The 13,196-nt window shown below is 45.9% G+C and carries 11 protein-coding genes; 9 read left to right on the forward strand and 2 right to left on the reverse strand.

From position 1 onward, the window contains the following. The first annotated feature begins 131 nt into the window (after window positions 1–131). The 4 genes from prfB (at window position 132) to MKA69_RS07425 (ending at window position 5,238) form a co-directional block, all read left to right on the forward strand. A protein-coding gene (gene prfB, locus MKA69_RS07410; protein WP_108911955.1) for a peptide chain release factor 2 occupies window positions 132–1,230 on the forward strand; the annotation gives its coding sequence in 2 pieces (ribosomal slippage) (window positions 132–206 and window positions 208–1,230; 1,098 coding nt in all). Window positions 1,231–1,260: 30 nt separating this feature from the next. Continuing rightward, window positions 1,261–2,793, forward strand: coding sequence for a lysine--tRNA ligase (lysS, locus tag MKA69_RS07415; protein WP_055028250.1), 1,533 nt, complete (start codon window positions 1,261–1,263; stop codon window positions 2,791–2,793). 302 nt (window positions 2,794–3,095) lie between these two features. Next, a complete protein-coding gene (gene vpsR, locus MKA69_RS07420) occupies window positions 3,096–4,430 on the forward strand; it encodes a cyclic-di-GMP-binding transcriptional regulator VpsR (RefSeq protein ID WP_000107100.1) in 1,335 nt (444 codons plus the stop codon). A 556-nt stretch (window positions 4,431–4,986) separates the two neighbouring features. Further along, window positions 4,987–5,238, forward strand: a complete 252-nt coding sequence (locus MKA69_RS07425) for a hypothetical protein (protein WP_001249917.1) — start codon at window positions 4,987–4,989, stop codon at window positions 5,236–5,238. Window positions 5,239–5,278: 40 nt separating this feature from the next. On the opposite strand, the gene MKA69_RS07430 is transcribed toward MKA69_RS07425, so the two are convergent. Continuing rightward, on the reverse strand, window positions 5,279–6,313 hold the full coding sequence (locus MKA69_RS07430; RefSeq protein WP_305847767.1) for an NADP(H)-dependent aldo-keto reductase: 1,035 nt from the start codon (window positions 6,311–6,313) through the stop codon (window positions 5,279–5,281). Window positions 6,314–6,529: 216 nt separating this feature from the next. Continuing rightward, window positions 6,530–7,195: a DNA mismatch repair endonuclease MutH gene (gene mutH, locus MKA69_RS07435; protein ID WP_000801208.1), complete on the reverse strand. Its 666-nt coding sequence runs from the start codon at window positions 7,193–7,195 to the stop codon at window positions 6,530–6,532. 676 nt (window positions 7,196–7,871) lie between these two features. On the opposite strand from mutH, the gene rppH reads away from it, so the two are divergent. Genes rppH through MKA69_RS07460 form a run of 5 tightly spaced genes read left to right on the forward strand, consistent with a single transcriptional unit; the run spans window position 7,872 to window position 13,150 of the window. Beyond that, complete coding sequence (gene rppH, locus MKA69_RS07440) at window positions 7,872–8,390, forward strand: RNA pyrophosphohydrolase (RefSeq protein ID WP_009355516.1); 519 nt, start codon at window positions 7,872–7,874, stop codon at window positions 8,388–8,390. A gap of 2 nt (window positions 8,391–8,392) precedes the next feature. Then, a complete protein-coding gene (ptsP, locus tag MKA69_RS07445) occupies window positions 8,393–10,639 on the forward strand; it encodes a phosphoenolpyruvate--protein phosphotransferase (RefSeq protein WP_009355515.1) in 2,247 nt (748 codons plus the stop codon). Between the two features lie 9 nt (window positions 10,640–10,648). Continuing rightward, window positions 10,649–11,443, forward strand: a complete 795-nt coding sequence (locus MKA69_RS07450; RefSeq protein WP_001019429.1) for a sulfite exporter TauE/SafE family protein — start codon at window positions 10,649–10,651, stop codon at window positions 11,441–11,443. A gap of 30 nt (window positions 11,444–11,473) precedes the next feature. Then, complete coding sequence (gene lgt / locus MKA69_RS07455; protein WP_000077640.1) at window positions 11,474–12,289, forward strand: prolipoprotein diacylglyceryl transferase; 816 nt, start codon at window positions 11,474–11,476, stop codon at window positions 12,287–12,289. Between the two features lie 9 nt (window positions 12,290–12,298). After that, window positions 12,299–13,150 (forward strand): thymidylate synthase, encoded by an 852-nt coding sequence (locus MKA69_RS07460; RefSeq protein ID WP_305847768.1) that lies wholly within the window; start codon window positions 12,299–12,301, stop codon window positions 13,148–13,150. Window positions 13,151–13,196: the final 46 nt, after the last annotated feature.

Here is a 13,196-nt window from a genome sequence, read left to right on the forward strand (position 1 = left end):
CGCTTTTTTATGCCTGTCTTTCGAGGTTTATCCTGACTTACCCGCCAGAATAGAGTATTTTTTCCTGTATCTTCATCACATTTTTCAGTAGAATTCCGCGGTTAATTTCTATTCATAAACCGTAAGCCAACATGTTTGAAATCAATCCTATTAAAAACCGCCTGCAGGATGTGTCTGAACGCACAAATATCCTGAGGGGGTATCTTTGACTATGATGCCAAGAAAGAGCGTCTTGAAGAAGTCAATGCCGAATTAGAACAACCCGATGTCTGGACCCAACCTGAGCGTGCGCAAGCCTTAGGTAAAGAACGTTCTGCACTAGAAGCGGTGGTTGATACTATCGATCAACTGGATCGTGGTGTCGACGATGTTGAAGGTTTGCTTGAACTGGCCATCGAAGCGGAAGATCAAGAAACGTTTGACGAAATTGGTCCTGAGCTGGACGAGTTAGAAGTGAAACTCGAACAGTTGGAGTTCCGCCGTATGTTCTCAGGCGATCATGACTCATCCGATTGCTACTTAGATCTACAAGCGGGCTCTGGTGGTACAGAAGCACAAGACTGGACTTCTATGCTACTGCGCATGTACTTGCGTTGGGCGGATGCTAAAGGCTTTAAAACTGAAGTGATTGAAGTTTCAGAGGGCGACGTAGCAGGGTTGAAATCTGCGACGGTTCGTATCATTGGTGATTACGCTTATGGTTGGCTGCGTACAGAAACGGGTGTACACCGTTTAGTGCGTAAATCACCGTTCGATTCAGGTGGTCGTCGTCATACGTCGTTTGCTTCGGCGTTCATCTACCCTGAAGTGGATGAAAACATAGATATCGAAATTAATCCTGCCGATCTGCGTATAGACGTGTATCGTGCTTCTGGTGCGGGTGGTCAGCACGTTAACACCACCGAATCTGCTGTTCGTATTACGCACGTGCCGACCAATACCGTGGTACAGTGCCAAAACGATCGCTCACAGCACAAAAACAAAGACCAAGCGATGAAGCAACTTCGCGCCAAATTGTTTGAACTGGAACTGCAAAAGCAGAACGCCGAAAAACAAGCGAACGAAGATGCCAAATCTGACATTGGCTGGGGTAGCCAAATCCGTTCTTACGTGTTGGATGACTCACGAATTAAGGATTTACGTACAGGTATTGAAAACCGCAACACGCAAGCGGTACTCGATGGTGACTTAGACAAATTTATCGAAGCTAGCCTGAAATCAGGCCTGTAAGCTTTTTACCGACAAACAAGGTACATGCAAATGACTGATGCTGTTCAAAACGAGATTAATCAAGAGCAAATCGCGCAAGAAGAAAACAAACTGATTGCAGAGCGTCGCAGCAAGTTGGATCACATCCGCAAGAACTGTAAAGCAAACGGACACCCAAACTCGTTCCGTCGCGACAGCCTAGCGGGTGATCTGCAGAAGGAGTTCGGTGAAAAGAGTAAGGAAGAGCTAGAAGCACTGAATCATGTTGTGTCTATCGCCGGTCGTGTGATGGCAAAACGTGGTCCATTCTTGGTGATTCAGGAAACCTCTGGTCGTATTCAGGCTTACGCATCGAAAGACGTTCAGCAAGAGCTGAAAGACCAATACCAAGGTTTGGATATCGGTGACATCATCGGTGTGCAAGGTGCACTGCACAAATCTGGTAAAGGTGACCTGTACGTCAACATGGAGCATTTCCAACTGCTGACTAAAGCTCTGCGTCCACTACCAGAGAAATTCCACGGCCTGACCGATCAAGAAATGCGCTACCGTCAGCGCTACGTTGACCTGATCGTCAATGAAAGTTCACGCAACGCTTTCGTTGTACGTTCTAAAGTGATGTCAGCAATTCGTAACTTCATGATCTCAAAACAGTTCATGGAAGTTGAAACGCCGATGATGCACGTGATCCCTGGCGGTGCGAGTGCGCGTCCGTTCATCACGCATCACAATGCACTCGACATGCCTATGTACCTACGTATCGCCCCTGAGCTGTACCTGAAGCGTCTGGTTGTGGGTGGTTTTGATCGCGTATTCGAAATCAACCGTAACTTCCGTAACGAAGGTCTTTCTCCACGTCACAACCCAGAATTCACCATGATGGAATTCTATATGGCGTACGCAGACTACAAAGATCTGATGGACTTGACGGAAGAACTGCTCAGCTCTGTGGCGTTAGAAGTTCTCGGTTCAACCTCAATGCCTTACGGTGAACATACCGTTGAATTTGGCGGCAAATACGCGCGTATGAGTATGGTTGAGGCGATCAAGCACTACAATCCAAATCACGCGCAGATCCAAGCACTTACCGAAGAAGATATTCAAAACCGTGACCTCATGGTTTCTATCGCGAAATCCGTTCACGTTGAGGTTGAGCCTTTCTGGACATGTGGCCAGCTTCTCGAAGAGATCTTTGGTGAAACGGCTGAACCTAAACTGATGCAGCCAACCTTCATCACTGGCTACCCAGCGGACATCTCTCCACTGGCACGTCGTAGCGATGACAACCCATTCTTCACTGACCGCTTTGAATTCTTCATCGGTGGCCGTGAAGTGGCAAACGGCTTCTCAGAGCTTAACGATGCAGAAGACCAAGACGCACGTTTCAAAGCGCAAGTGGAAGCCAAAGAGTCTGGTGATGATGAAGCGATGTTCTACGACGCTGACTACATTACTGCGTTAGAACACGGCTTACCGCCAACGGCGGGTCAAGGTATTGGTATTGATCGTCTGGTCATGCTACTGACCAACTCACATACCATCCGTGATGTGATCTTGTTCCCTGCGATGCGCCCTCAGCAATAAGTACTGCGCAGATGATAAGATGATAAAAAGCCGCTCTCGTTGAGCGGTTTTTTTATCCCATTTTTATCCCATTTTTATCCCATCCGAAAGAATCATGCCAACTCAACCGAATGTAAGTCGTTCTTTTCTCTGAATTATGATTTTCTCCCACAACTTGATTAGAAAGTTTTGAATTTGTTGTCTAGTCTTATCTATGAGACAGATTATCGTGCAAAGTCTCGTTAATGTAACGTCTGTAACCATGTAGTGGGTGCGAATAGAATAATCCGCATCGTAACAATAACAATAAGGAATATAGGTTCATGAGCACTCAATTCCGTATGGATTCAGTACCTGGCTCTCTCGTTGTGGTGGGAGGTACCTATGAACCCTGGCTGGCTGTGTTGGAAAAAGTAGGTTGGCGTTGTACCCAAGTTGCGGATTTGCGTAAAGCGGATGCGCTGTTTGTAGAAACAGGCCCTTGTATCGGTATTGTGGATTTAAGCCATGATGAGTTTAGCTTAAACGGGATTGCCAATTTGGTGAGTAGCCACAAGCAAGTTCGTTGGTTAGCATTTATTCGTGAAGCACAGTTAAGTTCAGATACCATCTGCCAGTTTATCGTTAACTTTTGTATCGATTTTTTTACCGCGCCAATCCCAGATGCGCAGTTATTGAGCACCATCGGGCATCAGCTAGGCATGCTGAAGCTGGAAAAGAAAGTTTGGCCACATTTTGGTTCGGCCGGCAATATGGGCTTGATTGGTGAATCCATGCCAATGAAGCGCTTGCGCGACCAAATCAAACGAATTGGGCCGACTGACGTCAGTATTTTGATTTATGGTGAAAGCGGAACCGGCAAAGAAACCGTAGCAAAAGCGATTCATAAAACGTCATCGAGAGCGCAAAAGCCGTTTATCTCAGTCAATTGTCGAGCCATGTCGGAGAAGCGGCTGGAAAGTGAATTGTTTGGTATTGGAGAGAGTGATGAGGTTCAGCAACCGCTTTTATTGCAAGCTGACGGTGGAACTTTGCTCCTCAATGACATTTTGACGCTACCCAAAAGTCAGCAGCTCAACCTACTGCGTTTCTTACAAGAAGGCACTGTTGAAACCAAACAAGGTGTCGTAGAGGTCGATGTGCGGATTTTGGCGGCCAACTCCTCTGATATTGAAAAAGCCTTGATTGATGGTGATTTCAATGAAGAACTTTATCACTACATCAATGTGCTACGGATTAATGTACCGAGCCTGAAGGAACGCGCTGCAGATATTGTTCTGCTCGCAAAACATTTTCTACAGGAATATTCCAAAGAATATAACGCCCAAGCGCGTAGTTTCTCTGAAGATGCAGTACGCGGCTTAACTCGCTACCACTGGCCAGGCAATGTGCGCGAGTTGATGAACCAAATTAAACGAGTGGTATTGATGTCCGATACCGTGGTATTGGATGAATCACAGCTTGATTTGCCAAAACGCAGTGATGGTCGTCGTAGCTTGAAAAGTATCCGTGAACGCTCAGAGCGTGATGCGCTGCTACTGGTTCTGGAATCACATTCTGGTCAAGTATCAACGGCAGCGAAAGAGCTAGGAGTGTCACGAGCAACCATGTACCGTTTGCTGAATAAGCATAATTTGATCACAGATGAAAATTTCTAGCCTCGCAGACGTCATGTGACAGACATTCAGCCACTTTTAAGTGGCTGAATTTTTTATGTGGTTATCACTTTGGGCTGCTATCACCATCAACGGTTGTTGTGTACGAGCCGGATTGGATGCATATTCGGTTGCCGATTTATTGCTCAGCTGAATATGTTATTCACATCAGTAATAACGCTGCTGATTAGTAAAAAACGCTGTATTCTCGAACACATGCAATAAAAAGTTGAATTTGATGGGTAGAGTTGTTTAGAATTTAACCGTAAGTTTGACTTACACAACACATTTCTTAGGATTAATTGACTTTGCTTGGAGGCGCATCATGGCACATTTCGTATCTGCAACATTGCTTTGCGCTTCTAATCTTGATTCAACCCATCAAACCGCACACCGAGGCTTTCCGGTGCGCGTAATGGGCAATGATTTGAGCAAAGATAACTGAATTAATCCGTAACCTCTTATTAGGCTGCGGAAAATGGCAGCTGAGTAAGAGTGCTTTCTGACTTTTACCTTCCGATCGTCATTTTCCCCAGCACACAAACTGGAGAAAATAACCATGCGTCAATCTATTTATTTACAACTAGCCGTATTACTGGTTCGTGCTGATCTACGTCGTGAAGAACGAGAGTGGAAACGTAAAGTTCGCAGAAGTAGCTACCATTTACCTTGGCATAATCCACACTTGTTACGTGACATTGGTTTGCAAGAAGACGGTCGTCCTATCGGCTGGAGTCTACCGGATGCTGTTGTCGCTGAACGTCGTGTGAGACATATCCGCCGTGTGTTAAATGCGCGAATACCGACGTAATGCGAAGGATCTGGTGAGTTAACTCACCAGATCCTTACCACTAAGGACAGGGATTGGAATAAGTGGTTCCAATCTCTTGAATTTTCTGCAGTAGTTCTGCACTTAATGAAATCTCTAAACTATCCAAATTTGATTTTAACTGCGTCATGCTCGTGGCTCCAATGATGTTTGACGCGACGAATGGACGCTGATTGACAAATGCCAACGCCATTTGTGCGGGGTCTAAGCCAAACTGCTGTGCCAGTTCCACATAAGCTTGCGTTGCAAGTATCCCTTGAGGTGTGAAGTAGCGAGAGAAGCGCTGATGCAATGTACAGCGTGCCTCAGCAGGACGAGCGCCATTGAGGTATTTTCCGCTTAAGGTACCAAAGGCGAGTGGTGAATAAGCAAGAAGCTTCACTCCTTCGAGATGGCTAATTTCGGCAAGCCCGACTTCAAAGCTGCGGTTGAGTAGATTGTAAGGGTTTTGGATGGAGACGATTCTCGGCAGTTCATGCTTTTTCGCTAAACGCAGATAACTCATGACTCCCCAAGGTGTTTCATTCGAGACCCCGATATAACGAACTTTACCCATGCGCACCAGATCACTCAGCGCTTCGAGTGTTTCAACCAGTGTCACTTCTTCCTGCTTGTCTGGATAGGGGTAATTGAGCTGGCCGAAGGTGTTGGTTTGTCGCTGTGGCCAGTGAATTTGGTAAAGATCGATATAGTCAGTTTGCAAGCGGCGTAAACTATCATCAATGGCTTGATGAATATTGCGATGATCTAACGACATTTTGTCGCGAATATAAGGAACATTGCGTGGACCGGCGACTTTTGTTGCGAGCACCACTTTTTCTCGTTTACCTGATTTAGCAAGCCAATGGCCAATAAACTCTTCGGTTTTACCTTGAGTTTCCGCTGTTGGAGGTACCGGGTACATCTCGGCTGTATCGATAAAGTTAACACCACGTTCTAGAGCATAATCGAGCTGTTGAAAGGCATCAGCTTGTGAATTCTGTTCACCAAAAGTCATGGTACCTAAACAGATCTTACTGATTTCGAGGCTAGAGTGAGGCAGCTTGGTATATTGCATAGTACTTCCTTGTCTGAGAGCCAAAGAACGAATACGAACCCCTTCTGGTTGGCGTTTTGGCTGGGTGTTGAGCACACCACGCCGTAGGGATGAGAAAACACAATGTGTGATTGAACCCTGAATCCCCAACTATCATCAAATCACAACAGGGATACAGGATTTTCACTATAAGCGACTCACGGCAACACGAAAACAAAAATGTCGCCACGCTAAGGGTTAGGCGTAGTAACGTTGCAGAATTTGTGCGGTAAATTGAGTTCGCAGATAAAAACCGCGAGGTAACGTTTTGATAGGGCGGCCATTCGCACCGTATGCTTCGGTTAATGCTCGTCCATTGGCGGCCTTAGGACGAAGTTGCAAAACCTCACCATGTTTGGCGGTGATCTGTGCGACTTTCCCGAGCACGATCAGCTCCATCAATTCTTCCCAATCTGCTTTGAGTTGTGCTTCTTCTTCGGCAGAAGGGCTCCACAGTAGCGGTGAGCCAACACAGCGCTCAGCAAGGGGAATCTCTCGCTCACCTTGTACTGGGATCCAAAGTACCTTTGACAGTTTATTACGCACATGACTTTGCTCCCACGTTAAACCATGCACGCCTGTGAGTGGTGCCACGCAAACAAAGGTCGTTTCTAGTGGTTTTCCAGTGTAACTGACTGGGATGCTTTTCAGTTCAATACCCAAATGCTCAAAATCTTGTTGTGGTTTACTGCCTGCGGTGGCGCCCAAGTGCCATTCCAGTAATTGTCCAACCCAACCTTTGTCTTTGCGCAGATCTGGCGGCACGGTCATTCCGGCTTCATTGGCGAGTTCAGCAAAACTCAGTCCGGCAATTTCTTGAGCACGAATGACTAATTCTTGTTGGGAAGCTGGTGCTGGTTTCATGTTCGTTATCGGCGTTACACATTCCTAACGTGATTGTACCGATTTTGCATTCACTTGCCATTTTTGCCCCTATTTTTTAGTTGCAATATCGATGATTAAACAAAAGTGATAAGTCATAAAAAGCGATAGTTTATCGACATCTTGCGTTTCTCCGTCAGGTTATCCACAGTTTTATTTTCTATTGCTGAAAAGGATTTAACTCATGGATCAATACACAGTAAGTCAAAACGTTTCAAGAGAGTAAGAGGGGCTTGCCATTTGGTAAATATAGGGAGTTAAGGTAAAGGAGTGCATGAATTGATGGATCTTTGACCTGCCAAGTAGGATCTTTTCCCAGTTTGATTTGCAATGTTCGCCATGATAATGAGTTTTTATTTAATTCATTGTTTTTAAAGTGTTTATTATTATTTTTGTCGTAATTTGTTTTCTCGTGATTTGTTGATAAGTAACTTTTTTTGCACAACTTCAAAGTTTCTGCACACGGTTATTCACAGAAAACGTGAATAAATGCGCTGTATGTCTCATAAATTTGTTGATAACTTGGTTCTGAAGCCGAACTTATCCTTTTTTATCCGATTTACTAATAAATATCGGGCGAATCACAATAGTAAGTTTGCTCCGCTTGGGGATATGTGGAAAAATCAACGCAATTAAAGAATTTACTAGAGGTTTGCCAGTGATCGATGGCGATGGTTACCGGCTGAATGTCGGGATTGTGATTTGTAACAACCATGGTCAGGTTTTCTGGGCGAAACGATACGGGCAACACTCATGGCAATTTCCTCAAGGGGGAATTGATGATGGAGAATCTCCTGAACAAGCCATGTACCGTGAATTGTATGAAGAGGTTGGGTTAACCAAGAAAGACGTTAAAGTGATTGCGACCAGTCGTCATTGGCTGCGTTATAAATTACCTAAGCGTTTGGTGCGTTGGGATTCTCAACCTGTCTGTATCGGACAAAAACAGAAATGGTTCTTGCTGCGCTTGGAATGTGATGAATCCAGAATCAATATGCAACGTGGCAGTTCCCCTGAGTTTGATGGTTGGCGCTGGGTAACTTACTGGTATCCAGTGAGGCAAGTGGTGTCGTTTAAACGCGATGTTTATCGCCGAGCAATGAAGGAATTCGCGTCATTGGCGATGCCATTTAAAGAACGGAAAGTGAAGGGTAAACGTAACACTCACAGAGGTTAGGCATGCTTTCTCAGCTAAGGGATATAGTAGAACAGGTTTCAAAGGTAGAAGATGTCTATCAGGCGTTGGATATTTTTGTAAAACAGACGTGCGAAGCGATGAGCACAGAGTGTTGTACGGTCTACTTAGCAAATGAGGAGATGCACCGCCTTGAGTTGATGGCGACTCAAGGCCTCAAATTCAAAGGCGATAAAATCCACATTGATTTTGATGAAGGTTTGGTGGGACTCGTAAAGCGTTCTGCTGAGCCCATCAACCTTGCAGAAGCATCCAAACACCCTAGTTTCAAATATTTCAAACAGCTCGGGGAAGAGGTTTACCACTCTTTCCTCGGCACTCCCATTATCCACCGTAAGCAAGTGCTTGGTGTGCTGGTGGTACAGCAAAAATCCCCTCGCTTATTCAGTGAAATGGAAGTCTCATTTTTGGTGACTTTAGCCGCGCAGCTTGCGGTGTTGGTTGCTCATGCCCAAACCCAAGGGCATTGGCGTTTATCCAAAAAATTGCAGGCAATCACTGGGGTTCCCGCTTCCTCAGGTGTCGCGATTGGCGAATTCTGGTGGGATGATACTCAGCCCGACCTTTCAGAAGTTTTACCGGCTTCAACCTTGGATATCGACATAGAGCAAGAACGAATTGCTTTAGCGGTTGAGAGCGCCTTGGCTGATTTTCGCCGAATGCGTAAAAAACTCGATGGTGATATCAATAAAGAAGCCTTGGCGATTTTTGATCTCTTTACCCACCTTCTCAATGATCCGATGCTGCGTAAAGATCTCAAAGCGCAGATCCAAAAAGGGGATCGTGCGGATTGGGCGCTCAGACAAGTAGTGGAAAGCTACTCGAACCGTTTCGCGCGTATGTCGGATGTCTATTTGCGTGAACGAGCGCAAGATGTACGAGAGTTGGGGCAGCGTTTGCTGTTTTTCTTGCTCAATACGGAATCAAGTCAGCCAAAAATCGACAAACCTGTCATCTTGGTGGTGCGAGAGCTGACCGCGAGTATTTTGGCAGCGCTCCCTAAAGATAAGCTGTTAGCGGTGGTGTCTCTTGAAGGCGCGGCAAATTCACATGCCGCGATTTTGTCGCGCGCTTTAGGGATCCCTGCCGTCATGGGTGTTTCTCTGAATTTACGAGACATCAACGGTAAGAAAGGGATTGTGGATGGCTATAGTGGCAAAGTTTTTATCTCGCCATCCAAAACCATTCTCAATGAATATCGTGCGTTAGCGACAGAAGAGCGTGAGCTGTCACGTATGGTGAACGATGCAATTCGTGAGCCTGCTTTTACGCTTGATGGCGAACGGGTCGAGCTACTATTGAACGCGGGACTGAGTGCTGATACTAGCATTGCGGTCAATCAGGGCGTGGATGGGGTTGGCCTGTATCGCACTGAAATTTCATTCTTGTTACAACATCGTTTTCCTTCCGAAGAAGAACAAACCCAACAATATCGTCATGTGCTGAATATGTATCCACATCAACGTGTTGTGATGCGAACTTTGGATATTGGCGGGGATAAGCCTTTGCCTTATTTACCTATTGAGGAAGATAATCCTTTTCTCGGTTGGCGTGGCATTCGTTTTACCTTAGATCATCCGGATATTTTCATTATTCAGTTGAGGGCGATGATCAAAGCCAGTGCGGAATCTGGCAATCTATCGATTTTGTTGCCGATGATTTCTGGCGCAAAAGAGCTCGATGATGCGTTGAAGTTTATTTATCAAGCCTATCAAGAGGTATCGCAGCTCGATCCGCGAGTGGTTATGCCGCAAATTGGCATTATGCTTGAAGTGCCTTCGATGCTGTATCTGTTACCGTTGATAGCAGATAAAATTGATTTCGTCTCTGTAGGAACCAATGATCTCACTCAATACCTGTTAGCTGTGGATCGTAACAATGCGCGTGTAGCGGATGTCTACGAATCCATGCATCCTGCCGTAGTGATGGCACTCAAACAGATCCAAGTGACTTGTGCTACTCACCAGATCCCTGTCTGTGTCTGTGGCGAATTAGCCGGCGATCCGATTGGCGCTTTGCTGCTGATTGGCTTAGGCTATACCACCTTGAGTATGAACACTTCCAACGTTGCGAAAGTGAAATATCTGGTGCGCCATTCTGAACTGGCTGAACTTAAACAGCTGGCTGACCATGCGTTAACTCAACCGTATGGGCGAGAAATCTATAACATGATGCTCGCTTATATCGAAAAGCATGGCTTTGCGGGTTTTGTACGCGCAGGTAAAAAATAGGAACCAAATGTGAATATTGAACTCTTAGCTTTACTGCTGCTTTTAGGGGCTGTAGTGGGCGTGCTTGCAGGTCTGCTTGGTATTGGCGGTGGCTTAGTGGTTGTTCCTGCTTTGCTGTTTTTATTACCTTATGCGGGGATCTCTTCGGATATTGTTATGCAGCTTGCTTTGGCAACGTCATTGGCAACTATCATTCTCACCTCGGGTTCATCGGCGTTAAACCACCTAAAATTGGGCAATGTTGATCTCTTTGTCGTCAAATGGCTGATGCCTGGTGTGGTGGTTGGAGGCTTTTTCGGCTCAGTGGTTGCTGAGTGGATTCCAAGCCAATATTTACCCAAAGTATTTGGGGTGATTGTCTTTTTCTTGAGTGTGCAGATGTTTCGCTCCATTCGTATGCAACATCATTACCCAATGCCGAATGCGTTGATCACAACCTTGTGTGGCACAGGGATTGGTGTGGTTTCCAGCCTTGCGGGGATTGGAGGCGGTTCACTCTCTGTGCCTTTTTTGAATCGGCATGGCATTGAGATGAAAAAAGCAGTAGGGTCTTCATCGGTGTGCGGTTTCGCGATAGCGATATCGGGCATGATTGGTTTTATCTTACATGGCTATCAGGTAGACAATCTGCCGCAATACAGTATTGGTTACGTTTACATTCCGGCACTGCTTGCGATTGCTAGCACCTCGATACTGACCACGCGTATCGGTGCTAAGCTTGCCACCCAAATGCCTACCGCGAGACTCAAAAGATTTTTTGCGGTGTTTTTGATGTGCGTTGCTGCGACCATGTTGTTTCAGTAATCTCACTAATTTTTTAAGAGAAGGTTTGTTATGTCTCAGGGTTATCTGCAGTTTCCCAATATAGACCCCGTATTGTTTTCTATCGGCCCTCTGTCTGTGCGTTGGTATGGCTTGATGTATCTGGTTGGTTTTCTTTTTGCGATGTGGCTAGCCAATCGACGCGCTGATCGTGCTGACAGTGGCTGGACACGTGAGCAAGTCTCCGATTTGTTGTTCGCAGGCTTCCTCGGTGTGGTGGTGGGAGGCCGTGTCGGCTATGTGATTTTCTATAATTTTGATCTGTTTCTGGCTGACCCTCTTTATCTTTTTAAAGTTTGGACTGGTGGTATGTCTTTCCACGGTGGTTTATTGGGGGTGATTACAGCGATGTTCTGGTATGCCCATAAAAACCAACGAACCTTCTTTGGGGTGGCAGATTTTGTTGCTCCTTTGGTTCCGTTTGGCTTAGGAATGGGGCGTATTGGCAACTTTATGAACAGTGAACTTTGGGGACGAGTGACGGATGTACCTTGGGCTTTTGTATTCCCCAATGGTGGACCATTGCCGCGTCATCCTTCTCAGCTTTATGAATTCGCCTTAGAAGGCGTTGTGCTGTTCTTTATCCTCAACTGGTTTATCCGTAAGCCTCGCCCACTGGGTAGCGTGTCAGGGCTGTTTTTAGCCGGCTATGGCACATTCCGTTTTCTGGTGGAGTATGTTCGTGAGCCAGATGCTCAGCTTGGGTTATTTGGTGGCTTCATCTCGATGGGGCAAATTCTTTCTTTGCCGATGGTGATCATTGGTATTTTGATGATGGTTTGGTCTTATAAGCGCGGTTTGTATCAAGATCGTGTTGCAGCAAAATAGGGTAGTCAGGTGAAACAGTATTTAGAACTTTGTCAGCGCATCGTCGATCAAGGGGTTTGGGTTGAAAATGAACGCACGGCAAAACGTTGTTTGACCGTGATTAATGCCGATTTGACCTACGATGTGGGCAGTAATCAGTTTCCTTTAGTGACCACGCGTAAGAGCTTTTGGAAAGCGGCTGTTGCTGAGCTACTGGGCTACATTCGTGGTTATGATAATGCCGAAGACTTTCGCAAGTTAGGGACCAAAACTTGGGATGCTAATGCCAACTTGAATCAGGCTTGGCTCAGTAACCCTTACCGAAAAGGTGAGGATGATATGGGGCGGGTGTATGGTGTTCAAGGCCGAGCTTGGGCAAAACCGGATGGCGGTCAGATCGACCAACTGAAAAAAATTGTCGATGATTTGACGCGTGGCGTGGATGACCGAGGTGAAATCCTCAACTTTTACAACCCTGGTGAATTCCATATGGGGTGTCTGCGCCCTTGTATGTACAGCCACCACTTCTCGCTGTTGGGTGATACCTTATATCTTAATAGCACCCAACGTTCATGTGATGTGCCGTTAGGGCTCAATTTCAACATGGTTCAAGTTTATGTGTTCCTTGCATTGATGGCGCAGATCACCGGTAAAAAACCGGGCATGGCGTATCACAAAATCGTTAATGCGCATATTTACGAAGATCAGTTGCCATTGATGCGAGATGTGCAGCTCAAACGTGAACCATTTGCAGCGCCCCAGTTTCACATCAATCCAGACATTAAAACTCTGCATGATTTGGAAACGTGGGTGACGTTAGATGACTTTGAAGTGACCGGATATCAGTTCCACGATGCGATTCAGTATCCTTTCTCTGTGTAAGCATCACGGTTAATGTGTGGTGGTTTTCACAAATAAAAAAAGCTCC

The sequence above is a fragment of the Vibrio sp. AH4 genome (genome assembly GCF_030710545.1).
In the GTDB taxonomy this organism is placed as follows: Bacteria; Pseudomonadota; Gammaproteobacteria; order Enterobacterales; family Vibrionaceae; genus Vibrio; species Vibrio metoecus.